The 25122-nt window shown below is 43.8% G+C and carries 25 protein-coding genes; 8 read left to right on the plus strand and 17 right to left on the minus strand.

Going from position 1 to position 25122, the window contains the following annotated elements:
* Positions 1-118 precede the first annotated feature (118 nt).
* Together PGH26_RS12835 and PGH26_RS12840 are read right to left on the minus strand one after the other, a co-directional pair.
* Positions 119-556, minus strand: coding sequence for a GatB/YqeY domain-containing protein (locus PGH26_RS12835; RefSeq protein WP_323691443.1), 438 nt, complete (start codon positions 554-556; stop codon positions 119-121).
* A gap of 173 nt (positions 557-729) precedes the next feature.
* Positions 730-963, minus strand: a complete 234-nt coding sequence (locus PGH26_RS12840) for a YkuS family protein (RefSeq protein ID WP_323691444.1) — start codon at positions 961-963, stop codon at positions 730-732.
* A 173-nt stretch (positions 964-1136) separates the two neighbouring features.
* On the opposite strand from PGH26_RS12840, the gene PGH26_RS12845 reads away from it, so the two are divergent.
* A complete protein-coding gene (locus tag PGH26_RS12845) occupies positions 1137-1862 on the plus strand; it encodes a hypothetical protein (RefSeq protein WP_323691445.1) in 726 nt (241 codons plus the stop codon).
* A gap of 37 nt (positions 1863-1899) precedes the next feature.
* Here the strand turns inward: PGH26_RS12845 and PGH26_RS12850 are convergent, their stop codons facing one another.
* Positions 1900-2346 carry a GNAT family N-acetyltransferase gene (locus PGH26_RS12850; RefSeq protein ID WP_323691446.1) on the minus strand — a complete coding sequence of 149 codons (447 nt, stop codon included), beginning with the start codon at positions 2344-2346 and terminating at the stop codon, positions 1900-1902.
* A 69-nt stretch (positions 2347-2415) separates the two neighbouring features.
* Positions 2416-4368 carry an FUSC family protein gene (locus PGH26_RS12855; protein WP_323691447.1) on the minus strand — a complete coding sequence of 651 codons (1953 nt, stop codon included), beginning with the start codon at positions 4366-4368 and terminating at the stop codon, positions 2416-2418.
* 224 nt (positions 4369-4592) lie between these two features.
* Between PGH26_RS12855 and PGH26_RS12860 the strand changes: the two genes are divergently transcribed.
* Positions 4593-5486, plus strand: coding sequence for a hypothetical protein (locus PGH26_RS12860; protein WP_323691448.1), 894 nt, complete (start codon positions 4593-4595; stop codon positions 5484-5486).
* Positions 5487-5533: 47 nt separating this feature from the next.
* Here PGH26_RS12860 and tatC read toward each other — a convergent pair whose 3' ends face one another.
* A complete protein-coding gene (gene tatC, locus PGH26_RS12865) occupies positions 5534-6454 on the minus strand; it encodes a twin-arginine translocase subunit TatC (RefSeq protein ID WP_323691449.1) in 921 nt (306 codons plus the stop codon).
* A gap of 8 nt (positions 6455-6462) precedes the next feature.
* On the minus strand, positions 6463-6660 hold the full coding sequence (gene tatA / locus PGH26_RS12870; protein ID WP_317936188.1) for a twin-arginine translocase TatA/TatE family subunit: 198 nt from the start codon (positions 6658-6660) through the stop codon (positions 6463-6465).
* A gap of 621 nt (positions 6661-7281) precedes the next feature.
* Between tatA and PGH26_RS12875 the strand changes: the two genes are divergently transcribed.
* Genes PGH26_RS12875 through PGH26_RS12885 form a run of 3 tightly spaced genes read left to right on the plus strand, consistent with a single transcriptional unit; the run spans position 7282 to position 10849 of the window.
* Complete coding sequence (locus PGH26_RS12875) at positions 7282-8031, plus strand: DeoR/GlpR family DNA-binding transcription regulator (RefSeq protein ID WP_323691450.1); 750 nt, start codon at positions 7282-7284, stop codon at positions 8029-8031.
* Complete coding sequence (gene pfkB, locus PGH26_RS12880) at positions 8028-8957, plus strand: 1-phosphofructokinase (protein WP_323691451.1); 930 nt, start codon at positions 8028-8030, stop codon at positions 8955-8957. The genes PGH26_RS12875 and pfkB overlap by 4 nt, the downstream gene beginning before the upstream one ends.
* The gene (locus tag PGH26_RS12885) at positions 8954-10849 is read left to right on the plus strand and encodes a PTS fructose transporter subunit IIABC (protein WP_323691452.1); all 1896 of its coding nucleotides are present in this window, start codon (positions 8954-8956) and stop codon (positions 10847-10849) included. The genes pfkB and PGH26_RS12885 overlap by 4 nt, the downstream gene beginning before the upstream one ends.
* Before the next feature lie 45 nt (positions 10850-10894).
* Here the strand turns inward: PGH26_RS12885 and PGH26_RS12890 are convergent, their stop codons facing one another.
* Both PGH26_RS12890 and PGH26_RS12895 read right to left on the minus strand, forming a co-directional pair.
* Positions 10895-11596, minus strand: a complete 702-nt coding sequence (locus PGH26_RS12890; protein ID WP_323691453.1) for an SDR family oxidoreductase — start codon at positions 11594-11596, stop codon at positions 10895-10897.
* Positions 11597-11723: 127 nt separating this feature from the next.
* Complete coding sequence (locus PGH26_RS12895) at positions 11724-12773, minus strand: permease (protein ID WP_323693528.1); 1050 nt, start codon at positions 12771-12773, stop codon at positions 11724-11726.
* A 437-nt stretch (positions 12774-13210) separates the two neighbouring features.
* On the opposite strand from PGH26_RS12895, the gene PGH26_RS12900 reads away from it, so the two are divergent.
* A complete protein-coding gene (locus tag PGH26_RS12900; protein ID WP_323691454.1) occupies positions 13211-14443 on the plus strand; it encodes an MFS transporter in 1233 nt (410 codons plus the stop codon).
* Between the two features lie 56 nt (positions 14444-14499).
* On the opposite strand, the gene speB is transcribed toward PGH26_RS12900, so the two are convergent.
* The 8 genes from speB to PGH26_RS12940 all read right to left on the minus strand — a co-directional run bounded on the left by speB (position 14500) and on the right by PGH26_RS12940 (position 22144).
* Positions 14500-15381, minus strand: a complete 882-nt coding sequence (gene speB / locus PGH26_RS12905) for an agmatinase (protein WP_431312497.1) — start codon at positions 15379-15381, stop codon at positions 14500-14502.
* Positions 15350-16204, minus strand: a complete 855-nt coding sequence (gene speE / locus PGH26_RS12910; RefSeq protein WP_323691456.1) for a polyamine aminopropyltransferase — start codon at positions 16202-16204, stop codon at positions 15350-15352. The genes speB and speE overlap by 32 nt, the downstream gene beginning before the upstream one ends.
* A complete protein-coding gene (speD, locus tag PGH26_RS12915) occupies positions 16201-16635 on the minus strand; it encodes an adenosylmethionine decarboxylase (RefSeq protein ID WP_317936180.1) in 435 nt (144 codons plus the stop codon). The genes speE and speD overlap by 4 nt, the downstream gene beginning before the upstream one ends.
* A gap of 2 nt (positions 16636-16637) precedes the next feature.
* On the minus strand, positions 16638-18128 hold the full coding sequence (locus PGH26_RS12920) for an aminotransferase class I/II-fold pyridoxal phosphate-dependent enzyme (protein ID WP_323691457.1): 1491 nt from the start codon (positions 18126-18128) through the stop codon (positions 16638-16640).
* Positions 18128-19309, minus strand: coding sequence for a methionine adenosyltransferase (gene metK, locus PGH26_RS12925; RefSeq protein WP_323691458.1), 1182 nt, complete (start codon positions 19307-19309; stop codon positions 18128-18130). The genes PGH26_RS12920 and metK overlap by 1 nt, the downstream gene beginning before the upstream one ends.
* A 511-nt stretch (positions 19310-19820) precedes the next feature.
* Complete coding sequence (locus tag PGH26_RS12930) at positions 19821-20264, minus strand: small multi-drug export protein (protein WP_323691459.1); 444 nt, start codon at positions 20262-20264, stop codon at positions 19821-19823.
* Positions 20265-20617: 353 nt separating this feature from the next.
* Positions 20618-21526, minus strand: coding sequence for an acetamidase/formamidase family protein (locus PGH26_RS12935; protein ID WP_323691460.1), 909 nt, complete (start codon positions 21524-21526; stop codon positions 20618-20620).
* 81 nt (positions 21527-21607) lie between these two features.
* A complete protein-coding gene (locus PGH26_RS12940; protein ID WP_323691461.1) occupies positions 21608-22144 on the minus strand; it encodes a helix-turn-helix domain-containing protein in 537 nt (178 codons plus the stop codon).
* Positions 22145-22256: 112 nt separating this feature from the next.
* On the opposite strand from PGH26_RS12940, the gene PGH26_RS12945 reads away from it, so the two are divergent.
* Together PGH26_RS12945 and PGH26_RS12950 are read left to right on the plus strand one after the other, a co-directional pair.
* Complete coding sequence (locus PGH26_RS12945; protein ID WP_323693529.1) at positions 22257-23537, plus strand: MFS transporter; 1281 nt, start codon at positions 22257-22259, stop codon at positions 23535-23537.
* A 13-nt stretch (positions 23538-23550) separates the two neighbouring features.
* A complete protein-coding gene (locus tag PGH26_RS12950) occupies positions 23551-24540 on the plus strand; it encodes an ornithine cyclodeaminase family protein (RefSeq protein WP_323691462.1) in 990 nt (329 codons plus the stop codon).
* 70 nt (positions 24541-24610) lie between these two features.
* Here the strand turns inward: PGH26_RS12950 and PGH26_RS12955 are convergent, their stop codons facing one another.
* Complete coding sequence (locus tag PGH26_RS12955) at positions 24611-25051, minus strand: OsmC family protein (RefSeq protein WP_323691463.1); 441 nt, start codon at positions 25049-25051, stop codon at positions 24611-24613.
* Positions 25052-25122 lie beyond the last annotated feature (71 nt).

The following is a 25122-nucleotide window of genomic DNA, read 5'->3' on the forward strand; positions in this document are numbered from 1 at the left end:
AGTGGTCCTGCGAATTCAGTCGGATTCATTTCTTCCTCTCTGAACTAATAGCGTGCTACAAAAAGGACGATCCGAGAGTCATTTGACTCATCAGATCGTCCCTTTTATATAATTGACATTAGCTGTTCAGATATTCTTTCACAGCTTGTGACACGACTTTCCCTTCAGCGCTGCCAGCCGTTTCTTTCATCATCTGACCCACGACTTGGCCCATAGAACTTTCTTTGCTTATCCCAAGTTTGGCGATAAGTTCTTTTACTTCATCGACAGAAAGCTGTTTCGGTAAATAGTGTTCAATGATTGCAATTTTTTCAGTTTCTGCAGCAACAATGTCTTCGCGATTTGCTTTTTGACCTTCTTCGAGAGACTGTTTTGTTTGCTTTAACTCCCTCTGAACCACTTTCAACTCTTCCTCTTCCGTTAACTCGCGTTTAAGATCCAGTTCTTGGTTTTGAATCCCTGCACGCAATAAGTTAATAACACCTTTTTTGACAGTGTCCTTTTCTTTCATAGCTGTTTTCATATCAGCCATTAATGTCTTTTTAAGTTCTGACATTGCAATCCCTCATTTCAGAAAGTACGTTCAGTTCTAGTATACAAAAAAAATCTCTAATCCACACTCTCCATGCCTTCACGGTACCTCCCAGTTTAATGAACGTTGAAATTTCTACTCCCAGCACTCAAAAAAGAAGCCCGGACCTATTTTAGAGGCCGGGCTTCTTTTTGCTATTATCGAGCGAGTCTTTTTTCCACGTCATCCACGATATCTTGAACTGAGTTTCCTTCAATACTAACAACCGGAAAATCATATTTGTCCACATTGACATCACTTAACGCACGAACTACTCCGAAATCATAACCGCTAATGTTTTCATCGGATTCAAACATCTTCACTTCATGTCCTTTTTCCTCAAGCGCTTGTTTCACATCATCGAATGGTTTTTCAACTGCAATTTTAGCCAAAATAATTTCCTCCTTTTAGTAATAAAATCCTTGATGATTATATTATTATTATTCCCGACACCCCGCATCTTCAAACTAAACTTATTTAACTATTCCCCCATCCGAATCTCCTATAATCCGCCTCTATGCCCTAATAACGAGGTTCAAAGTAATTTTCTTGGGGTATTTCTAATATGACAGTACGTAAAGGAAGTGAAACAATTTTGTTTGGGATTTCAGATTTATTTGCGCTAATTATATCTTCTTTCATCATTATTCCTGTTACAGTTTTCATACGTGAATTTGGATATTTGCCTGTTACTTATTTATTTGGTGTGAAAAATCCCCGGATTACGATTGGTTCCGGGCCAAGTGTATACATGTTCGGAGTCTTTGATATTCGTAAATATTATCATATGTACAGCTGGTTCTCTTTCGATGATATAAAACGAAAAAGTAATTTTGCCTATATTATGGTATACGCTTCCCCTATTCTTACCAACACACTATTTGCTCTTACGTTGAACACGTTAATTGCAAATGGATTTTTGGAAGACCAAGCAAGGTTTTGGAACCGGTTTATATTTTACGCGTTTTTTTACGTTCTAATTGATGCAGTTCCTATGCTTATGACAAACGGCAAACCCAATAATGGAATGATTATCTATGAACTGATCCGCTATGGGAAACGTGTGGATTATTGTGAAGATGACATTATTCCTTCAACGACTCAAGTGGATAATGACTATGAAGAGGAAATGAAAATTATTGAAGAAAAGAAGGAGAAAATTGAAAAAGAAAAGCACGGAATAAGTGAAGAAACAAGTGAAAGTGTCGAAAAGGAGGCTGTACAGCGACAACTGGCAGAAGACGTTCAAGACGCTTCCGAAGAATTGTCAAAAGAAAAAGGATCTGACTAACAAAAAGGAAAGAGGTCCATTTCAGACCTCTTTCCTTTTATTGTGTTCTCATAATGTGTTCGCCGTTAATATCCCGTTCTTCAATGAACTTAAAACCTAGTTTCTGATAGAGCCGAACGGCATCTCCATTCTCAGGGTAAACACTTAAGTAAATGGGCTGCTCTCCGTATTCCATCGTTACTTTACTGATTAACATCTTCATGAATTGAGTCCCGTAACCTTTACCTTGGTATTGTTCATCAATCAGCAGCCGATCAATCCATAACCTGCCACTCGTACCTTCCGATTGGAAAAATCCATACATTGCAAATCCAACGAGCTCTTCATTCACATAGAGTCCGACAGGTTTGAACTGCTTCCATTCAACGGAATCCTCAAGACATTCATAAGGTGTTTCAATATACTCTTTTTGTGACTGGGCAACTTTCAACTGTAAGATATCACGATAATTCGTTGCCGTTACGTCATGAATTTCAAGATTCACGACTTTTCAACCCTTTCTGATGCACTGCATAAGAAATTCATGCTTACGTGCTTGTCAACAGAATTGACGTCATTTCATAATACTAGGTTTCATCTTTTCATCCTCTATACGGATTTGCTCAAATTCTTCAGCGATTTCCAGCAGCATACTCAGGATAATTTTATTTTCAAGAATCGGTTCATTTGCCAAGGTCAGATGTAACTGTCCAATCAACTCTGAGTAGGAAATGCCTGATAACCAGCATTCCTCCATATGATCTAAAATTGCGATTGACCTTAACGAAATTTCTTCTTTAATGCCATGGATTTCTTTCCACGACACTAGTTCGTAGAGTGTATTGCTTGCAAGACGTCTTGAAGCAAACAACTCGTCCGCCGCATCTGTACCCGCAGCCTGCAGGTTAACTCGCGCCCTCTCCTCTACCATCGTACTGATAATTAATAAGTTTTTCATGCTATGGCTGCCAATTGTGGCATTTCCGTTAATGGCATCCTTCGCTTCTTTTAGCATTTCAGTCAGTGTGTCATTCGACATTCTTCCTAAATTGACATTGGCATCGGTCAATTTATATGGAAGTACAAAGCGGTTAATGAGAAGAGCAATGCAAACTCCAGCCAGCACCATTACTAATCGTTCTACTGTTAGGAATTGAGTTTCTCCAGATATTAAGGCAACCGAACCGATTGCAGAGAAAGTTACTAAGATTGTACTGTAGCGATAGACTTTTACATAGCTCATCAAGTAACCGGCAAATAACAACAATCCTGTCCTAACTGCTGCTGCATGGAAAATAGAGAAGATTATCCACACAAGGGTGGCGCCTACAATTGTTGCAAATATGCGGTCTCGCATCTTTTTATGAGACTGTTCGTAAAACGGAATGATCACTGACAATACTGTGAACATCATCCATCTGCCTTCTGTTAAGTTAAAGAAGTCCATGATGAACCCTGAAATTGCAATACCCGTTGCCATACGAATCGCATAAGACATTTTCAAGGACGAGACGTGTCGAGGCGCTGACAATGTAAACTTCTTAAACTTCAATGGAATTTCTTCGATTTTACGAGTGATTTTACGTTTTTCAGGAGTTAACTGCTGCAAGGCAAGCAAGCTGTCAGTTAGATAGTCTACATTATTCAGCAGCCGTAACTGTGTGGAAGACTGTGGAGGTGCAGTGCGATAACTCTCCATCACTTCTTCAGACGCTTTACTTAGTTCTGCTGCATCTATTTCTTTGGAATCTCCTTCTATCGCTTTGTTTAGGATCATTCGTACATCCTGAATTACTCGGCCTTCTGCATGCCTTGGTTCCAGTGTATTTAAAAGTGAGTCAATTTTTTCAAGTGCAGCTGTGATATTTAACCGCAGCCGTCCTTCTTCAGTAAGATAATAATCTTCTTCTCGCTGATCATAAATCATCGAGCGGAGAGATCCAATCGATTTTCGGATTGCAGCGTCCATTTCAGATGTGTCTTCTCCCACTAGCTTCTTATCAATTTTCTCCATTAGTGACGTACAAACACTTTTCACTATAGGATCTCCATTTTTAGAAATCCGCTTCCGATTGACAATCATCTGCAATGCCATTATTGAAATCGCTCCAACTACAAGACCCGCTAAACGAAGCGGCAGTTCTGCCCCTGTTACAGGTATCGCTAGCAGAAACAAATATTGAAGTGAAAACGGCAGATATAGCGGGTTTTTTAAATTGAATATCAATGTGTAACTGATGATGAACATCATCACAAAGTGAATTGGAACAGCTGTCCACACCGAAAAGCCAGCAGTAAACGCAGCAATTCCCGTCAGTAAGTTCAACCCGGCAAATTTAACTGTGTTCTGTACTGGATGAATCGTCAGATCCCTTTCCAGCAGCATGAGCATTGCCGTGATTGTCGCAACACCGATTAAAATATTATTTTGTCCGAACAATGCCCCGAATAGTAAAATATAGGCCATCATCCCAACAAATAACAAGGTATTTCCAATTATATTCTTTTTAGTAAACGCTTCTTTCATTCATTTTCAAATCCAATCTGATAATTCAGAGTAAGTTTCATTTAATTATTTTAACACTAAATAATATCATTCACTAACAAATTCACTCAAAATGCGTCAATGAATTGCATGACTTTAGCCTGTCCGCAAAAACACTACAGAAGATTCATCTTCCATATTGTTGAAACCCCTATGGCGAAAATCCGTATCATACATAGCATACCCAATTAGGAGGTTCTTTACATATGAAGAAAACAACTCTTTTACTTCTTATACTTATTTTACTAACTGCATGCAGTTCAAAAAAGGAGGGTGCCCAGTTAGAGAACACCGGGGACACAAATGCGTCCACACAGAATCGCAAGGAATTGAGTAATCTCGAAGAAGAAAACACCCCGTCTTCTTCTGGAGGGACTATAGAAAGCGAAACATCTGATGAAGACGGCCAGTTGTATGATGAAGCGAAAATGCGGACTGTCAAGATTCCTTCCGTCTTTGACCAAGAAGGGAATTTTCCCAAGAATCTTACCCAAGAGGAATATGAACAACTTTCGAAAGAAAAAGGAATCGTTCGTTTTGCACTTGAGGATCATCCCGTCAGAGGCATTACGAGCCAGGGCGGCAAAGCGACAAATGTAACGAATCTAGCGGACGTCTTAATAGACATTACAGAAAGTTTAGCCTATCAATTGCCAGAGTCCGCAGTCCCTGAGGCCTATCAATTATTTCAGCAGACGCGAGCTGAGGAATTTAAAAACACACCAGATTCCGAATATCGTACTTGGAATGAAGCAACTAATTTAGAACGAAGTATTATGCAAATCGTCCTTTTAGCGGCTCCGTCTCTAAATGATCTTGGGTATCTCATTAAGAATGACGAATATGAGCACCCTGTGTTCCCGATTATTCAAGAAGACTTCTTCAACCTGGGTTCTCCAACTGTATTAGTCCCTGGTCCGCAGAGTGGCACAGATTTGGTGCTTTTCGATGAAATGATGAAGATAAAAACGATGTGGGAGGAAATCGGCAGGTTCGAAAGTCCTGCCGACCATAAAGAAGCGTTTGTAGAAACATATAATACACTTCGAAGTGAAACAAACAACTTAATCGTCCGTGTGAATTATGCACTTACTGAATAATGTATGAAAAAATCCCGTTTTGCACGCAATGTGCAAAACGGGATTTTTCAGGCTGCATCCGCAGCTGCCATACGTTTTTCAGTTCGTGTGACCAGGTATATACTTGCTTCGTATAACCCAATCATTGGAATCAGAATTATGAGCTGACTGAAAAAGTCAGGAGGTGTAATGAGTGCCGAGATGACTCCAAGCACTACATATGACCACTTTCTCACCTTTTTCATAGAACCTGATGTAAGAACTCCAATCGCGGATAAAAATAACGCAACGACAGGTAATTCAAACAGTAAACCAATCGGCATGGTTGTCAGTAAAAGAAAGCGTGCATACTCTTGTGCGGAAACCATCACGTCAAAGTTCGCCTTACCAAGTTCCACTAAGAAATTATAGCTTAGCGGATTTACCACATAGTATCCAAAAGCCAACCCCGCTACAAACAAAATCAGGATCGCCGGCGAGTAAAGACTTAGGAAGCGGCTTTCCCTTTCATTTAGACCCGGTTTGACAAATTGCCACAAGAAATGACAGAGGAATGGAACCGATAGTCCAAATGCAAGCGCAGCTGAAATGGTCGTGTAAAACGAAATCACTTCCATTGGGCTCAGAACAATCAGCTTGTGTCCCCGTGTAATATAAGGGAACCAAACATTAATAGTGCTGAATGCAGCTATGAAAAACAGCAGGAAAACAACAATACTCTTGATTAGCTGTTTTCGTAATTCAGTTAAGTGTCCAACCAGATTGGAATCTTCACCTTCAACGTCCTCTTCGACTGCTTCTTCTTTTTTTGACTTCTTTGGCGTGATATTCGTCGGATAACCGTTCTCATCCGTATAAGTTATTGGTGCTGGAGTCTTCAAGACTTCTTCATCGGCCGCATCAGACTTGGCTTCTAAAGATTTTTCAGCTTCAATTTTATTTGATTCATCCAATGGATTTATACTTTCACGATCACGATTAGGATCCATCTTCTCACCTACTTCTCTGTATCAGAAGTTTTTTTAGCTTCAGCTTTTTCATCATCATCCATGATGTCTTTTGCAGATTTCTTAAATTCTGCGAGTGTCTTCCCGACTGCTGAACCAACTTCAGGCAATTTACGAGGTCCGAATAAAATTAGTACAATCACAAGAATGATAATAAGCCCTGGTACTCCAATAGCTGCTAAGTTCATTTCTTTTATCCCCTTTCTAATTTGAAAGACTACTGCCAAGTTGACAGTGCAATTGACTGTTTACAGCAAAACGACGTACAAGTGGCTGACCTTTGCTGCAAGTGGCTAACCACCTTTGTAAGAAATCAGTCCCGCTCCATGACAAAAGAGATAGTTGTTTCTTGAATACCCTATTTCATAGGAATGAGAACCCTGTATGAAAAAAATTTCCGAACACTTCTAACATTTGTCTGGAGTTTGTACTAACGGCGGTTGAATACCTTCACTCACCTTCAGTTATGCCCAATCCCGTTACAAATAATCGAAGGCTGAAATTTTTTCACTATGAACTTAATCGTACAATTCACTGCTAGTCAGCAGTATCTTTGGCACGTTTTGTTAGCTGGTTGTGAAAACACAAACAAACACTGACAAATCCATGTCGAACATTGTCGATAAGACACCCTATTTTAGCAAAGCAAAATACAGCGGTCAATAACTATTTCGGATTTAGAAATAATTATCGTAAAATATAATCCTTTTTTAAATGAATTATTTTGAACGGTTTTGGAATGTTTTGATTGATATCAGAATACTCTAGGTATATGATGAAGGTAACGAGATTGGTTAGGAGTGAATCCGATGTTAGAAACCGAGCGCCATCACCTAATTTTAAAGATGCTGCAGCAAAATCAAACTGTACGTTTACAAGATATAACCGCTGAAACCGGTTCTTCAGAATCCACAATCCGGCGCGATTTAATAGAATTGGAGCGTCAAAGGAAACTGAAGCGAATACATGGGGGGGCTTCAAAACTTCAAGGAAAGCTTCAAGAATCTACCATGTCAGAAAAAACATCTAAAAACCTTCAAACGAAACAACAAATCGGTCAAGCGGCCGCTGCACTTATTGAAGAAGGCGACACTGTCTTTTTAGACGCCGGGTCTACCGTGTTTGAAATGATTCCATTTCTTCCTCCATCGATTACTGCAGTGACCAATGGAATCTCACATACAGATGCGCTGCTTGCACGGGGGTGCAAAACGATCCTTACGGGAGGAATTGCTAAACCTTCCACCAAAGCTTTAATTGGCAGAGGTGCTGTTCACAGTCTTCAACACTACCGCTTTGATAAGTGTTTTCTCGGTGTGAATGGGATTCATCCGGATTATGGGTTTACCACCCCTGATGAAGAAGAAGCTCACATCAAAGAACTCGCAATCGAATTAGCAAGAGAAGCTTATATTCTGGCAGACCATTCCAAGTTTCAAGAAGTGGCATTCGCAAAATTCGCGGACCTGTCCCAAGCACTTGTCGTGACTACGAAGGAAAGTTCCGAATCTTTACAAGCATTCCCGACTAATACGAAATTGAAGGTGATGAACGCATGATCTATACAGTGACATTGAATCCTTCTTTGGATTATCTACTGACTCTCGATTCCTTATCTCTCGGTGCGTTAAATCGTTCAACATCAGATCACTTTTTAGCTGGAGGCAAAGGAATTAATGTCTCTCAAGTATTAACGGAATTAGGTGTGCCGAGCAGCGCATTTGGTTTTACGGGAGGTTTTACCGGCCAGGAAGTTGAACGCCTTCTGCAGAAGAACGGTATTTCTACGAGTTTCATATCCGTTGAAGGTGAAACTCGGGTGAATGTAAAATTACGTGCCGCCGAAGAGACAGAAGTGAATGCAGCCGGCCCTATTATCGATGCACTTCGGTTTGAAAAATTGAAAGCACAAGTGAAAAACTTAGGAATACATGATGTCCTCGTTCTGTCAGGAAGTATTCCTGCTTCACTCCCTGAAGATACCTATGAACAATTTGCACGATTATGCAGCAAGTCAGGTATCCGTTTTGTTGTTGACGCTGAAGGTCCTTCTTTATTGAAAACATTGCCTTTCCGTCCGTTTCTTATAAAGCCGAATCATCATGAGCTGGCTGAGATGGTGGGTGCTGATATCCATTCGCTTCAAGATGCAGTGAAGCATGCGAAAACGCTAGTCCGTCTTGGTGCCGAACAAGTAATTGTATCGCTGGCCGGTGCGGGAGCCGTGTATGTAAGTGATTCCCTTTCACTCATTGCCAATGCACCTGAAGGCAGTGTTCAGGGATCTGTCGGGGCGGGAGATTCGATGGTTGCAGGATTCCTCGCAGCACTTGAACAGAACGCATCCATCGAACAGGCATTTCAAATGAGTATTGCTTCCGGAAGTGCCACGGCGTTTTCTGATCGATTGTGTACAAAACAGCAAGTTGAATCTTTGCTGCCTCAAGTCATAGTTACATCATTAGAAGGAGGGAACGAACAATGAGAATTACCGAATTGTTGACGGCTGAAACGATTTTACTGGGGCTTAAAGGTACTGACAAACCAACCGTTATCGATGAACTTGTTGATGTGCTCGATGCAGCTGGTAAACTGAATGACCGCTCTGCTTTCAAAGAGGCCATTTTAAACCGAGAGTCACAAAGCACAACGGGTATTGGAGACGGGGTCGCAATCCCCCATGCTAAAACGAGTGCAGTTAAAGTGCCTGCCATTGCATTCGGGCGGTCTGAAGTCGGTGCTGAGTATGATTCGCTCGATGGACAGCCAGCTCATTTGTTCTTTATGATTGCAGCTGAAGATGGTGCAAACCGAATGCACTTGAAAGCGCTCGCACGATTATCGACCGTTCTTATGAATGAAGACGTGCGTAAACAGCTGCTATCGGCTTCATCGAAAGAAGAGATTTTGTCTCTGATTGACGCGCATGATCAGCCGGATGAAGAACCCGTCAATTCAACGCCGCCGCCATCAGCTGATTCGTCTAAGCCATATGTAATTGCTGTAACTGCTTGTCCTACGGGGATTGCTCATACGTATATGTCCGCAGATTCGCTGAAAAACAAAGCCGCGGAACTTGGAATCCCATTCAAAGTTGAAACGAATGGTTCCGGCGGCGCGCAGAACGTGTTGACTGCTGAGGATATAGAACGGGCAACAGCTGTTATTGTCGCTGCAGATACGAATGTCTCAATGGGGCGTTTTGCCGGGAAGCATGTAATCGAAGTTCCTGTAGCAGAAGGGATCCGGAAGCCTAAGGAATTGCTTGACCGCGCGGTGAAACAAGACGCACCTGTGTATAAAAGCAGTTCAGGCACCAATTCAGAAGCTGGCGATGAATCAGCGACGTCCAAAGGAATTGGATCTACAATTTACAAACATTTGATGAGCGGCGTGTCGAACATGCTTCCTTTTGTCATCGGCGGCGGGATACTCATCGCCATCGGATTCTTGTTCGGACCAAACTCATTCAAACCAGATGACCCGTCCTATAATGCATTTGCTGCTGTATTGAATACGATTGGCGGCGGAAATGCGTTCGCGCTAATGGTTCCTGTACTTGCAGGATTCATCGCTCTCAGTATTGCAGATCGGCCCGGATTTGCACCTGGTATGGTCGGCGGATTAATGGCAGCATCAAGTGGCGCTGGATTCCTCGGCGGGATCATCGCCGGATTCCTTGGCGGCTATTTAGTCGTCGGATTGAAGAAGTGGCTCTCTGCACTTCCTCCTTCACTGGATGGCATTAAAACAATTTTGCTCTATCCATTACTCGGTATTGCCGGAACCGGACTTATCATGCACTATGTCGTGAACACGCCATTCAGCGCTCTTAATACCGCTATCTCCGCTTGGTTAACAGGTCTCGGTACTGGAAATGCAGTTATGCTGGGGGTTGTCCTTGGGTTGATGATGGCGATTGATATGGGCGGTCCTATCAACAAAGCTGCTTATTTGTTCGGTACGGGATTACTCGCTAGCGGAGTGTACGAACCAATGGCAGCCATCATGGCAGCTGGAATGGTTCCGCCTTTCGCGATTGCAATCGCAACAACAGTATTCAGAAACCGATTCTCCCTTCAACAACGGGAAGCTGGTAAAGTGAACTACATTATGGGGGCATCGTTTATCACTGAAGGCGCGATTCCATTTGCCGCAGCAGATCCGCTTCGCGTCATCCCATCAGTTATGGTAGGCGCAGGAATTGCAGGCGGATTATCAATGGCCTTCCATATCGGTTTACAAGCCCCTCATGGCGGGATCTTCGTCTTCCCTCTCGTTGACGGAAGTTGGATGCTCTATTTACTTGCCGTAGTAATTGGCTCGATTGTATCCGCGATTCTACTCGGAATTTTGAAGAAACCCGTAACGTCTTAACTAAAAAAGGCCGACTTCGTCTTATGCGAAGTCGGCTTTTTCTAGTTAAACAGGTCGTATAGTGATTTCATTGACGTTGACATAATCAGGCTGAGTGACGGCGTAAACAACCGCTTTTGCGATATCCGCGGTTTGAAGTTTCTTGCGATCGCCCCAGTCGTACTGTTCACCTAATCGAGTGTCGACCATTCCCGGTGAGATGTTGGTGACACGGACACCTGTTTTAGCCAGTTCTTTTTCAAGTCCCATAGAGATTGCGCGGACAGCAAATTTAGTTGCGCTGTAGACTGTGCTTGTTTTCGTCACTTCTGTTGCAGAAACCGAAGCGATATTAATAAGATGGCCAGCACCTTTTTCCAGCATAGATGGCAGGACGGCGTTGATGCCGAACAAAACGCCTTTAATGTTGACGTCAATCATTTGCTCCCACTCTTCCGTTTTACCGGAACGCACTTCCGCAGTGAGCACTTGCCCTGCATTGTTGACGTAAATATCGACGCCGCCAAAAGCATCTTTAGCTTTAGCCGCGAGTGCTTCGACATCTGATTGACTGGATACGTCTGTCTTCACAACGAGTACGGAGCCACCGTCGTCTGTAAGCTGCTTTGCTAATTCTTGTAACTTTTCTTCGTTGCGTGCGGCAAGAACAACGTTTGCTCCCTGTTCCGCAAGTTCTTTCGCAATCCCCGAGCCAATCCCGCTGCTTGCACCTGTAACAATTGCCGTTTTCCCTATCAATTGTTTCATCCAAAATCCCTCCTACTAGTCTTTGAAGTGAGTGTATCATACCCTGCAGCCACGAGCATGGTTGGCGATTTTTATTGTTGTTCAGCAAAAAAAGAACCGTTTCCAATTGGAGACGGTTCTTTTTGCTTCACAGTATATAATTCCCCGCAATCCCTGCAACAACGCCTAGTACAACGACAGATACACTGACGAAGACAAGTACGCGTTTTGGAAATGACTTTGAAACGAGCACTAATGATGGCAAGCTGACTGCTGGTAATGTTAGCAATAACGCAGCTGCCGGGCCACCGCCCATTCCGTACGCCATGAATGTCTGGATTATTGGGATTTCAGCCGCTGTTGGAATGACAAACAACATGCCGCCAATCGCAATAAGTACTAGTAACAGAATTGAACTTCCTGTCGCTTCCCCCAATTGAGGGAACAACCACCCTTTCACTGCACCCATCAACAAAACGGATAGGAAGTACGCCGGTAATATGAACAATGTCATTTTCCCTAGACTTTTCAGCCAACGTAGAAGGAACGAACCTTGCTCTTCTTGAGCAGCTTGCTGCAATAACTTTTCCGTATCCATCGGTTTAACCGCTGGTGCGAATCGGTTTGCTAAATAGCTCACGCCAAACGTCAAAATAATTCCGAACACTAGCCGAAGTGCAGTAAACTTCCAAGACAATACGAATGTCATGAACACGAGCGCCGCTGGATTTAACGTTGGATTTCCAATCCAGAATGCAAGCGCTGCACCAACAGATACGTTCTTTTTACGGAGTCCTACTGCTACAGGCGCCGCGCAACATGTACACATCATGCCTGGCACTGCAGCAAGGCCGCCCGCAGCTGTGCTTGCAAAAGAAGTTTTACCAAGGACACGAATGAGCCAATTTGCCGGCAGAAGCACTTGCAATAATGAGCCTAATAGAATTCCGAGTACGGCAGCTTTCCAGACGGAACCGAAATATGTCACTGCATACTCCCACGCTCCTGCAAAAGAAGCCGATTCCGCTTTGTCTGGATCCGTCCCCAAGATTGAATCTCCAATAGAATGTGTAGAAATTGCGGTCATGCTTTTATCCACATACGGCATCCATTTGACGTATGTCAGACCAATGACGGCAATTGCTAAAAAGATAATGATATATAGAAGAACTCGTTTAGACTGAGCCGGGTGATGCATTTCCTGCTGATTCACGATATAACCTCCATCTAAAAGCAAATGAACAACTGAATAATTATATCACTAATCGCGGTCCCATGTTTTTTAAATTATTAATCGAAAACTCTAACATTATTGTTACCAATAAAAATATCTTGTACAACTAAATTTCTTCTGGTAGGATAAAAACAATTAAATTGTTCCTTTAACACGGTCCAGAGAGGCCGGAAAGGGTACCGGATTGTAAGACTGGCTCTGCCGTGTCTTACGTGATTTGTCGTACTTTGCCCTGACTGTCCTCTTAGACGGTAAGGGCATTTTTTGTGCATATTTTGATACTGCACACTCTTTTAATAAGCGTTCTGTGAGACGCAAAAAGAGGATGGCAATCGCTGTGAATAACGGTTCCATTCTTCTTACGTTGAGCAACACCCTACAAAAGGAAGGCGGAACTTACGATGAATTATCAAAAGAAAACGGTGGTGGCTTCAGTCGCCGGTCTTACCCTGGAAGGCATGGACATTATGTTCATTTCCTTTGCAATGACGATGATCATTGCGGACTTCGGAATCGATTTTGCAACAGGCGGGCTGATTTCATCTGTTACAAATATCGGTATGCTCGTCGGTGGCGTGCTCTTCGGAATTTTAGCAGATAAATTCGGACGTGTTAAAGTGTTCACATATAGTATTCTACTGTTCGCACTTGGAACAGCCCTCACTGGACTTGCAACGAACATTGAACAAATATATATCTACCGCTTCATCGCCGGACTAGGAGCTGGCGGAGAATATGGAATCGGAATGGCGCTCGTGGCGGAAGCATGGCCGAAAAACAAACAAGGCCGCGCCTCTTCATACGTCAGTGTCGGCGCTCAATACGGAGTCATCTTAGCTGCATTGCTAAGCGCACTTATTTTACCGGCGTTCGGTTGGAGAGCATTGTTCTTCGTTGGAATCATCCCAGTCATCTTTGCATTCATCGTACGTCGTAATTTAGACGAATCCCCTGAATGGCTTGAGTCCCAGAAAGTGAAAAAAGCCGAGCAGAAAAAAGAGAATGCCGGGAAACTTCGGTTGCTCGTTGCTTCCCCTCGGATTGCTTTCACAACCATTACACTCGCCGTGATGGCGACTGTCCAAATCGCAGGGTACAACGGATTAATGATCTGGCTGCCATCGATGCTGCAGCAATCGCAAGGGCTTTCTGTTTCTAGCTCCGCTCTATGGACCATCAGTACTGCAGTCGGGATGATTGCCGGGATGCTCGTCTTCGGACAAATCATGGACAGACTCGGTGCGAAAAAAGCGTATGGTCTTTTCTTAATCGCATCAGCCATTGCCGTGTTCTTATACAGCTATGCAACAGGCAGTGCCGGAGTCTTAATCGGCGGGGCGATCGTCGGGTTCTTCTCTAACGGGATGTTCGCAGGATACGGAGCTTTGATCAGCAGTTTCTATCCGGTAGAAATCCGCAGTACTGCGACGAATACAATCTTCAACTTCGGACGGGCTGTCGGCGGATTCTCACCCATACTCGTCGGGTACATCTTGCAGCACTATGATATGACTGCCGCGATGATCTATCTCGCAATCCTGTTCTGCGTGTCGTTCGTCTTCATGTTGACACTGTCACATACACAGAAAGAAAAACCATCGAGTGTCAGCACACCAGCTGTCGACTTGAATTAATCCAAAAGAAAGCCGTCCCTCAACACTGGGGACGGCTTTCTTCTATTATATAGTGGTCACTCTGCAAGCGTCAGCAGCATCTCGCGAATGGTCTTACAAGCAACTGCTGTCGATGCACCTGACGGATCGTATTGAGGGGATAATTCCACGACATCCGCGGCAACGATGTTTTCAAGTGTTTGAAGGTGTCCAATCGCTTCCAGCAATTCCCGATACGTAATGCCGCCGGGCTCAGGCGTTCCGGTTCCAGGGAATGTGCCAGGATCCAGCACATCCAAGTCGATTGTGACATACACAGGGACGTCTTGCAGCGAGTTCACTACTTCAGGTAACGTCTCAAGTGTGAACTTTTCCAAGTGTGTATGCGTCTTTGCCCAGTCAAACTCACTTTTCAAGCCAGAGCGGATTCCGAACTGGAAGATCCGTCCGTCACCGAGAAAATCGTGGCAACGCCGGATGACGGATGCGTGTGATAGTGGCTCCCCCATATAGTCTTCACGCAAATCTGTATGTGCGTCAATGTGGATGACGTGCAGATTCGGGAATGTATCATAAGCCGCTCGGATGGAAGGCAAGCTGACTAAATGCTCTCCTCCTATCATGAGAAACTTCTTGCCATCCGCCAAGACTTGACCGCTGTACGTACCGATTTGCTGAAGGACCCGCTCTGTATTGCCAAATGGGAATTCCAAATCACCGTGGTCGAAAATACGAGCGTCCTCCAAGTCTTTCTCCAAATAAGGGGAATACGTCTCTAAGCCATAGGAGTCTGGACGAATGGCTTGACCCGCAAAACGAGTACCAGGCCGGAAGCTTGTAGTTCCGTCAAAAGGAGAACCGAATAATACGATTTCTGCCTCTTCGTACGCAGTTTCACAGCCTATGAATGCGTTCGTAGTCAATGCATTATTCTTCACTGTCAAGCGCCTCCCGTACATAACTCGGCAATGCAAATGCTCCGCGATGAAGGTCGGTATTGTAATACTTCGTCTTCAACCCAATTGCGTTCCACACGTCTGCATCTGCATCTTTTAACGGATCGAGTGACTTCGACGCAAATCCGAACAGCCAGTGGCCGGATGGGTACGTTGGCATATGGTATTGATAGACTTGTGCGATTGGGAAGATTTTTTTAATCTTTGTGCGCGCTTTCTTCATGTTCTCCGCATACTCCGAGAAATACGGTGACTCGTGCTGATTAATCAAGATTCCTTTGTCATTCAACACGCGATAGCATTCCTTGTAAAACGCAGTTGTGAACAACCCTTCGCCTACTGAAACCGGGTCCGTAGAATCCACGAGAATCAAGTCAAAAGAAGCGTCCGGTGCATTTTGTACATACGCAAGTCCGTCACCGAAAGCGAGTTCCATGCGCGGGTCTTCTTCTACACCTGCTGCTGTAATCGGCAAGTATTGCTGGCACAGACGGAATACTTGCTCATCTATTTCAGCAAGCACAACTTGTTCCACACCTGGATAGCGCAATACTTCACGCGCAGTTCCTCCATCCCCTCCACCGATCACGAGGACTTTCTTAATATCCGGATTCGTTGCGAAAGCCGGGTGGACAATCATGTCATGGTAGATGAATTCGTCTTTTTCGTTGACCATCATCAAGCCATCTAGCGTGAAAAACGTACCGAATTCTTTGCCTTCATAAAAATCGATTTGCTGGAACGGTGATTTTTCGCTGTGCAAGTGTTTTTCATATCCGACAGAAAACTTGCAGTCCTCACTCCATTGTTCTGTATACCAGCTCATGCGTTTGCACCTGCCAGTACGGGTTTCACAGTCACTTCTTCAATTTCTTTTTCTGCAAACTGACGGATCTTTTCGACCATGCCACGCGGCACTTCGAATGATTCAACTTTTTTCGCTTGCAGCTTTTCAGCTAAATAATCTGCCGCTTTCCAAGGGCTTACAGAATCACCGCATGTGTAAACATCTACAGAAGCAAAACCGTATTCAGGCCACGTGTGAATCGTCAAGTGAGATTCCGCGATGATCACAGCACCAGACACACCATACGGATTAAAATGATGGAACACCGATTCAACGATGGTAGCACCTGAATAATCTGCAGCCTCTTTCATGAACTGCTCAATCACTTTGTTGTTCTCTATAATTTCACTCGGGCACCCATAATATTCAATCAACACGTGGCGTCCAAGCGCCGATAATTCTAAACTCATCGTTAATATCCCCCTTTTACGACAGTCACGCTGCCTGTTTGTTTTGACTCTGCTAACACACTTCCAAATGCTTGCTCATAGTAAGCATAATGCTGAACCACTTCACACGTAATCCGTTCCCCGGGAATGACCAATGGAATCCCTGGCGGATAAATCATCAACGTATCTGCACTGATCCGTCCGATGGCCTCATCTATCGCAACCGACTCTTGTTCAGCGTAAAACGCATCCCGCGGTGTCATTGCAAGTTCATTGACTGAATCCACAACGGTCCATGCAGAGTGGAGAACGTTTGGCTTTGTACACGTTCGTTCGATATCCAGCAGAGCTGCTGTAAGACGGCCAATCGTGACTTCCGTATCCGGCGGTGTAATCACCGCCATCACTACATACCCTTCCGCAAGCTCCATCTGAATGCCGTACTGTTGTTTTAATAGTGAATAAACTTCGAAACCAGTCAGCCCGAGTCCATTCACTCGGATCACTAACTTCGTCCAGTCATGTGACTGAAGAAAGCGCGTGGTGACATCTTCATTTTTCAATACTTCATAATGACCGCCCGATTCGATTGTTTCGATTGCCGCTTCGACAATCGGCTTCAATCGCTGGAACGCATCTGTTCCATGAAGGACAAGTTCTCTGCGGGCTGCGTCCAAGGAGCTCATCAGCAGGTAGTTGGCGCTTGTCGTTTGCAGCATGCCGGTCACTTTCCGTACTTTATCTGCAGAAACTCGATCGCCTTGAAGCAATAAAAGCGAACTTTGCGTAAGTGATCCACCCGTTTTATGCATACTCGTTGTAACAAGATCTGCGCCTGCTTGTAGAGGATCGATCAGTTCATTTAACACTTTTAAATGTGCCCCGTGTGCAGCATCAACAAGTACTGTAACGTCATTTGCATGAGCCAGTTCACAAATCATCTTTAAATCCGTCATCGTTCCAAAGTATGTCGGATACGTAATGAGCAATGTTTTTGTCTCTGGATGTTCATGCAATGCTTGCACGACACTTCCAACCGAAACACCATGTGAGATCCCGAAATGGTCATCCACTTCAGGTTGCATGAATGCAGGAATAACACCACTTATAATCATTCCGTCGATGACTGATTTATGACAGTTGCGCGGTACTAGTAGGGTTTCACCTGGTTTACACGTTGCTAGAATCATTGCGTGGATGCCAACCGTTGTGCCATTGACTAGAAAAAACGCATGATCGGCTCCAAAACTTTGTGCCGCTAACTCTTGTGCATCTTTGATCACCGATTTCGGATGGCTTAACAAATCCAGCTCCGCCATCGAATTGACGTCCATTTTAAGCGCTTGTTCTCCGATTGCATCCCGAAACGGCGTATTCAATGCACCCATTTTGTGCCCGGGGACATCAAAGGAAACCGTTTCTGAGTTCGCATATCGAACGAGTGCATCGAATAACGGCGCATCCGTTTGGTGAGGGGTTTTTGTTGGAACTGTCGTCTCTTTGACGATGTTCATCAGCAGCCGGCTCCGACAGTGTCATAAACAGATTGCGTTAATGCATCGACTTTGTCTGTACGCTCCCATGGCAAATCCAGTTCCGTACGGCCAAAATGTCCGTAAGCAGCTGTCGCTTGATAGCGGGGAGTCCGTAAATCGAGCATGTCAATAATTCCTGCCGGCGTCAGGTTGAAGACTTCACGTATAGCACGAAGCAATTGCTCGTCTGCTGCCTTCCCTGTCCCGAACGTATCAATCGCAATACTGATTGGCTCACTGACTCCAATTGCGTAAGACAGCTGAATTTCACACTTCTTCGCGAGCCCTGCAGCAACAATATTTTTTGCGACATATCGTGCAGCGTATGCCGCGGAACGGTCGACTTTCGTGCAGTCTTTTCCAGAAAACGCTCCTCCGCCGTGACGAGCTGCGCCGCCGTATGTGTCAACGATGATTTTCCGTCCTGTTAACCCTGCATCTCCATGAGGACCGCCTGTTACAAATCGGCCTGTTGGATTAATGAGCACGCGGTATTGTCCTTGCAAGTTGAATTCCTCGACCGTGCTGAAGATGATTTCCTCTCTCACATACGCTTCGAATGCTTCTTTGTCAAAATCTCCATCGTGCTGGATGGACATTAAAATCGTATCGATCTTTGGCGTTTCTTTCGATGTATAGTCAATGGTTACTTGGGATTTCATATCCGGACGTGCCCAGCGGAACTGTCCGTTTTTTCGGAGGACAGACGCTTTCTTCACAAGCGCATGTGCGAGTTGAATCGGTAACGGCATGAATCCTGCTGTTTCATCCGTAGCAAACCCAAACATCAAGCCTTGGTCTCCTGCACCGATTTCTTTCGTATCACTTGAAGTATCTACGCCCATTGCAATATCCGGTGATTGTGTATGAACGAGAACTTGCACGTTGCATGAAGAGCCATCGATACCTAATTCATCATTCGTATACCCTATGTCAATCAGCGTTTGACGGGCGATTTTTTCAATATCCAACTCCGCTCCTGTTGTGATCTCTCCGCCAACAATTACGGTGTTCGTTGTCGTGAACACTTCACATGCAACCCGCGAAAATGGGTCCTGTGCGAGTGCTGCATCCAAAACTGCATCTGAAATTTGGTCTGCAATTTTGTCCGGATGTCCTTCTGACACTGACTCTGAAGTAAATAAAATCTTTTCAACCAATTAAATCCGCTCCTTACAAAAAATGTGTTTTGGAGCACAAAAAAAGCTCTCCTACAACCTAAGGAAAGCTTCGATCTGCATCAGCTGCTTATCCTCTTATTGTTCACAGTTCCATGACGAAACTGCGCTCAGGTTGGGCGCCCTATCCAGAAAAAATCACTGAATGGGTTTGCCACCGCATCGTCGACCCCTCGTCTCCGCGGCTACTAATAAGAATGACTTTATTCATGCTGAAAACAATAGTAAAGGATTGTGTTTTTCATGTCAATATATTTTCAAAATTTAATTGAATGAAAATTAAAATGGTTAAATAGTGTTATGAATTTATATATGAAATATGTCCAATTATGCTGGGCAAGAATCAAGATTCCATCATTGGCAGGCTGTGTACCAAGGTATTCTTGCCACCATGCAAGATGTTTAAGGTACACTAAATTCCAGCATACTTGCAGAGATTTTGTAATGGACAGCATTATTATCGAACTTTTACGTACATCCGTTTCAAAGTTGTTTAATCTTTAATAAAAAAAGTAAACCCCATTGCAGTGACGACACCAAAAACCAGCGACCATAGTGCGATACTGACTGTCATCCAAATGATCGTGTTCCGTTTGGATGCGCCGAAAAGAAGCGCAAAAAAAGCTGCAATGTGTGTACCGATTAGAATCGGCCCGGCTAATGCGAGTCCCGCCACTCCGTATTTATCCATAATCTTTCTGCCGCGAAGCTGACGTTTCGATTCCCCCTCCGCGTCTTCACCTTTTCGTCTTCTATACCATTGTTCAATTCGCTGGTACAAAAAGATCAGCAGCACTACGGTCAGCATATTCCCTGCAAACGCTAAAAGAATTACCCAAAACGGAGACAATCCTCTTACGATTCCAACAGGAATGACAATTGCAATTTCCAGTGCGGGTACAGCTGCTCCTAAAAATACAAGTATGTACTCAATCATTTTTTCTCCTTTCTGTCATGCAAATCTTATTTTTTTCGTTCGATTCTTTGGTCGAATCGTCTATCAGCATCACTTCAAGGCCGAGAACTGTTTTCCCTGAACCCGGAGGAGCCACTAAGTGAAGATGTTTGTTTTTTTAATGGGTATCCAACTCCTCTAGGATTCGCGCCTGATAGGATCGCCACGGATGGCAAAAGATTATGTTTTCGTCAAATACATTCATAAATTTGCCTCCTCTCCATTTACACTATCCTTAGTTATTATACGGAATCTTGCTATGAATAGTTTCAGCAATGTGTCCTGTTCCATAAGGAAAACCAGCTCCCTTCCTAGAAGCTGGTTTCGTTCCCTATCTATTCAGCTAAAAGTGCGGCACCGTAAGTTTCCAAGATGTAACGCGGAACAAAGAACCGGACGGTGACAAGGGGATCGACAACTTGACTCACTTGAACCTGCCCTACTGCGCTCAGCAGCATGGTCACTTCAGATAAACTGAGTTTGGTTCTTGCTGCCAATAAATCTGCTGTCTCTTCGACTGCAATCTTTACCGCTTCGTCCAATGTTTCCGCCGAAACTAAGAACGTGAATCCTTTTTCATTTTCAAGCAACGGATGATTAAGCGGCGTGTTTTTAATGACCTCCAGCGTGACGACAGCACTGCCCGGCACTTCAATTCCAGAAACACCGACTTCTCCATCTCCCATTGCCGCATGGAAGTCTCCTAGTGCAAACAGCGCACCTTCAGCGAAAACCGGGAAGTACAGGACGGCCCCTTCTGTGATCAGCTTCGTGTCCATATTCCCCCCATGCGTACCCGGAGTTCCGCACGAAATCGGTTCCCCTTCCGGAGCAACACCAATAACGCCAATCATCGGATTTAGCGGAATGGACAGCCGATTGTTAAATTTAGCAACACCGTTTTCGATTGGAATGATTTTAGATTCAAGCTCTGTTAGACGGTGCCCCATTACACCAAGATCCGGCCCTGTTGCCATAACGCCTTGGTCGCCAATGTTCAGCTTTTGGATGGTCACTTTCAAGACATCGCCAGCAGATGCGCCATTCACAAAAATGGGACCGGTTGCAGGATTAATGGCATCCCAGTCAATCCCGCTAATTTTCGTATCTGCTGACTGGACTTGGTTTTTAAAGCAGTCATATGTTTCAATTTCAATGGTTGTTCCGGAATCGATTCTCTTTACTGGCGGATGTGTTTTACTGAATGCGTAGATGACATCCTGGCACGACAATGTTTCGGTCACTATTCATCATCCTTCCGTTAGGTTTCATCCATTCTAGCAAAAGAGTCGGATAATTACACTTAGTAACCTTTTCTTATTGTGTTATATACCTGAACTAACACATAAGAACCGTGTTTCGTGTTCTCCATAGTTAAACCAATAATGCGGTCGTGCAGAAACATACATGATCCTTTCACCTGGCAGGAGCTCATGATCGATTCCCTCAATCTGAACGGTAAGTTTACCTTCAAGCACAAAAACGAACTCTTGACCTGCATGAACAATCGGACTTCCTTCCGTTTCACCCGGCTGCAGAGTGATAAGCATTGGAATGAAGTCTTTATTTACTAGATTGGTACCTAAATCTTCGTAAAAAATCCCGCTTTTTCTTCCTCTATTTTTAGTGATGTCAGAAGATGGCACCTCTCTTGCTTCTTGATTTTCTTCAAAAAAGCGGCTCGGGCTAACTTCAAGCGCAACCGCTATTTTTTTTATGGACTCAAGAGTAGCCGAAGATTTCCCTCTTTCCAATTGTGATAAAAAGCTGATTGAATACCCTGTTGATTCTGCTACATTCTTTAATGTCATTGCCTTTTCAATTCTTACTTTTTTAATTTCTTGTCCGATTTCCGTTGTCATTTGAAAGCGCTCCCAAAGTTTGTATTGACAGAATAATATCTTAACTCTATCATATTGGCAAGGGGAATTGAAGTGTCACTTCAATTATTAAAAAGGGGGAACATGTATGGAAATGAGTAAAAAGCAATTGAATAAAGTTCTGATTGCAAGTTTAGTAGGAAGTTCAATTGAATGGTTCGACTATTTCTTATATGGAACAGTAGCAGCACTCGTCTTCAACCAAGTCTTTTTTGTGAATGAAGATCCTACAGTAGGACTTCTTCTCGCTTATGCTTCCTTTGCATTAGCATTCTTCATTCGTCCATTTGGCGGAATCATCTTTAGTCATATCGGGGATCGTATCGGACGTAAGAAAACGCTTGTCATCACACTTAGTCTTATGGGAATTGCAACCATTGGCATGGGATTACTCCCTACCTACCAAGCCATCGGAATTTGGGCACCCATTTTGCTCATCACACTCCGTTTGATTCAAGGGTTGGGAATTGGCGGCGAATGGGGAGGCGCACTGCTGTTAGCTGTAGAATACGCACCAAAAGAGAAACGCGGTCTATTTGGGTCTGTCCCTCAAATGGGGATCACAATCGGTATGATGCTGGGAACTCTTGCACTATCTATCATCTCCCTGTTACCAGAAGATTCCTTCATGACTTGGGGATGGCGCGTGCCGTTTCTTCTAAGTGCCCTCCTTGTTGTGTTCGGTTTGTGGATTCGAAAAGGGATTGATGAAACACCATCATTTAAAGCGGTACAAGAGCGAGGGGAAATTCCTAAATTACCAATCGTGACCACATTAAAAACACATTGGCGGGAAGTCCTCATTGCAATAGGAGCAAAAGTAGTGGAAACAGCACCTTTCTACATATTCAGTACATTCATTGTATCTTATGCAACTACAAATCTAGACTACTCGCGCACAGCTACTCTAAATGCCGTTATGATTGCAACAATTGTTACAACGATTTTGATTCCAATAATGGGCAGCCTATCAGATAAAGTCGGCCGTAAAGTACTGTATATCTATGGGTCAGTAGCAATGATGCTATTTGCATTCCCCTATTTCTGGATGATTCATCAAGGGTCTGTTACGTTACTTGTAATTGCTACTATCATTGGACTGGGAATCATTTGGGCACCGATTACAGCTGTTCTTGGAACAATGTTCTCGGAGATTTTCTCAGCTGAAGTCCGCTACACAGGAATTTCACTGGGTTATCAAGTAGGTGCTGCCGTTGCAGGCGGTACTGCCCCACTAGTTGCAACTGCTTTGCTCGCGAAATTTAATGATTCTTACATCCCTGTGGCACTGTATATTATGTTTACTGCTGTCGTATCACTGATTGCTATTCTTGCTGTTAAAGATCGTCACAATCAAGATTTAGACGAATCATGAAAGGAAGATTTCTATGAAAATCATTAATGAAAACGAAATTAAAAATTGCTATCATATGAAAGACGCAATCCAAGATGTCCGAAATATACTCACTGCAATGGCTGCTTCAAAAGTTGAAAATCCACATCGTACAGTTATTGAGTTTCCTTCTAGAAGCGCGTCTGTTTTGTATATGCCCAGCGCGGATAAAGTCAGCGAAATCGCCTCTGTAAAGATTGTATCTATTTTCCCGGAAAATCCATCACAAGGAAAACCAACTACCCAAGGTGCTATGCTATTAACCGATACATCTGACGGAAGTCACCTTGCATTAATGAATGCCTCTTATTTAACAAGATTACGCACAGGAGCTCTTTCTGCAATCGCGACTGATTTGCTGTCTAAAAAAGATTCGAAAGTCCTTACGGTAATAGGCACGGGAGCTATGGCATTTGAACAAGTACTGGGTGTCCTTGAAGTACGTAAAATTGAAAACATCCATCTCGTGAATCCGACAATCGAAAAAGCAGAAGCGTTTAAAGAGCGCCTTCATACAATGGGCGTACAACCGGATATTACGGTCCACTCATTAGAAAGCTTATCTGCATTTGTTCAGCAGGCTGATATTATTTGTTGCAGTACCCGTTCAGAAACACCTGTATTCGATGGCAGCGACATTCAACCAGGTACACATGTCAATGGAGTCGGTTCCTATCTCCCTCATATGAGGGAAGTCGATTTCAATTTCATCGAACGATGCGACAAAATTGTTGTGGATGACTTTGCTGGAGTTAGTGAAGAAGCTGGGGAACTCATTCATGCAAACCAGCAAGATACATGGTCGTTCGACTCGCTCCACGGCGAGCTTAAGGAAATCGCATCCGGTGCAATTTCACCCCGTGAGAATGATGATGAAATTACATTTTTCAAATGTGTAGGGGCTGCTTACTTTGACCTGGCTGTTGGGCATGGGGTGTACAAAAAGGCAGACACTGCCGAAATTGGAACAGACATAGAACTCTAAGATCCATTTAAAAAGACGCATTCCTTCACAGAACGCGTCTCTTTCTAGTTCAATCCAAAGATATGGATCATTAGGATACTGTCGATTCAACTTCAATCTCCACATTGCCCTTAACTGCTTTTGAAATCATACAATTTTTTTCGGCTTCTACTATCAATACGTCTAGTTTTTCAAAATCAGCCGGGATCGCTTCTTGTTTAAGTGACACCATAGGCTTATGAATAATTTTCTTATACGTGAAGACACCCATTGTCACATCGACAAATCCGATAGATTCGAGCGACATGTTTTCGAGTGGCAAGCGGGCCCGCTCAATCATTGCTGCGAGTGTAATAATATAGCATGTAGCCGCTGCACCCAGCAGCATTTCATCGGGATTCGTCCCGACATTCGGCCCTTCCATCGCTGAAGGAATTGATATTTTAGTTTGGAGATTTCCCGCTTCAATATATCCTTCACTATTCCGGCCGCCTGGCCAAACCGCTTTCAAATGAAATTCATGTTCTGCCATGTTCACACCTCTTCTTCTGCAATTATACTTTAGGGCTTTACCCTATTGCACGTGCCTGTAATCCACTTTGT

It is taken from the genome of Sporosarcina jeotgali, assembly GCF_033304595.1.
Lineage (GTDB): Bacteria > Bacillota > Bacilli > Bacillales_A > Planococcaceae > Sporosarcina > Sporosarcina jeotgali.

What these genes read in the sequence shown, in the direction of transcription:
- PGH26_RS12950 (WP_323691462.1), top strand. Translation starts at nt 23,551, where the DNA reads ATGAAAATCATTAATGAAAACGAAATTAAAAATTGCTATCATATGAAA.
- PGH26_RS12875 (WP_323691450.1), top strand. Translation starts at nt 7,282, where the DNA reads ATGTTAGAAACCGAGCGCCATCACCTAATTTTAAAGATGCTGCAGCAA.
- PGH26_RS12885 (WP_323691452.1), top strand. Translation starts at nt 8,954, where the DNA reads ATGAGAATTACCGAATTGTTGACGGCTGAAACGATTTTACTGGGGCTT.
- PGH26_RS12845 (WP_323691445.1), top strand. Translation starts at nt 1,137, where the DNA reads ATGACAGTACGTAAAGGAAGTGAAACAATTTTGTTTGGGATTTCAGAT.
- PGH26_RS12860 (WP_323691448.1), top strand. Translation starts at nt 4,593, where the DNA reads ATGAAGAAAACAACTCTTTTACTTCTTATACTTATTTTACTAACTGCA.
- PGH26_RS12890 (WP_323691453.1), bottom strand. Translation starts at nt 11,596, where the DNA reads ATGAAACAATTGATAGGGAAAACGGCAATTGTTACAGGTGCAAGCAGC.
- PGH26_RS12955 (WP_323691463.1), bottom strand. Translation starts at nt 25,051, where the DNA reads ATGGCAGAACATGAATTTCATTTGAAAGCGGTTTGGCCAGGCGGCCGG.
- speB (WP_431312497.1), bottom strand. Translation starts at nt 15,381, where the DNA reads ATGTACGGGAGGCGCTTGACAGTGAAGAATAATGCATTGACTACGAAC.
- PGH26_RS12940 (WP_323691461.1), bottom strand. Translation starts at nt 22,144, where the DNA reads ATGACAACGGAAATCGGACAAGAAATTAAAAAAGTAAGAATTGAAAAG.
- PGH26_RS12855 (WP_323691447.1), bottom strand. Translation starts at nt 4,368, where the DNA reads ATGAAAGAAGCGTTTACTAAAAAGAATATAATTGGAAATACCTTGTTA.
- PGH26_RS12900 (WP_323691454.1), top strand. Translation starts at nt 13,211, where the DNA reads ATGAATTATCAAAAGAAAACGGTGGTGGCTTCAGTCGCCGGTCTTACC.
- tatA (WP_317936188.1), bottom strand. Translation starts at nt 6,660, where the DNA reads ATGAACTTAGCAGCTATTGGAGTACCAGGGCTTATTATCATTCTTGTG.
- PGH26_RS12920 (WP_323691457.1), bottom strand. Translation starts at nt 18,128, where the DNA reads ATGAACATCGTCAAAGAGACGACAGTTCCAACAAAAACCCCTCACCAA.
- speE (WP_323691456.1), bottom strand. Translation starts at nt 16,204, where the DNA reads ATGAGCTGGTATACAGAACAATGGAGTGAGGACTGCAAGTTTTCTGTC.
- PGH26_RS12895 (WP_323693528.1), bottom strand. Translation starts at nt 12,773, where the DNA reads ATGCATCACCCGGCTCAGTCTAAACGAGTTCTTCTATATATCATTATC.
- pfkB (WP_323691451.1), top strand. Translation starts at nt 8,028, where the DNA reads ATGATCTATACAGTGACATTGAATCCTTCTTTGGATTATCTACTGACT.
- speD (WP_317936180.1), bottom strand. Translation starts at nt 16,635, where the DNA reads ATGAGTTTAGAATTATCGGCGCTTGGACGCCACGTGTTGATTGAATAT.
- PGH26_RS12930 (WP_323691459.1), bottom strand. Translation starts at nt 20,264, where the DNA reads ATGATTGAGTACATACTTGTATTTTTAGGAGCAGCTGTACCCGCACTG.
- PGH26_RS12945 (WP_323693529.1), top strand. Translation starts at nt 22,257, where the DNA reads ATGAGTAAAAAGCAATTGAATAAAGTTCTGATTGCAAGTTTAGTAGGA.
- PGH26_RS12835 (WP_323691443.1), bottom strand. Translation starts at nt 556, where the DNA reads ATGTCAGAACTTAAAAAGACATTAATGGCTGATATGAAAACAGCTATG.
- tatC (WP_323691449.1), bottom strand. Translation starts at nt 6,454, where the DNA reads ATGGATCCTAATCGTGATCGTGAAAGTATAAATCCATTGGATGAATCA.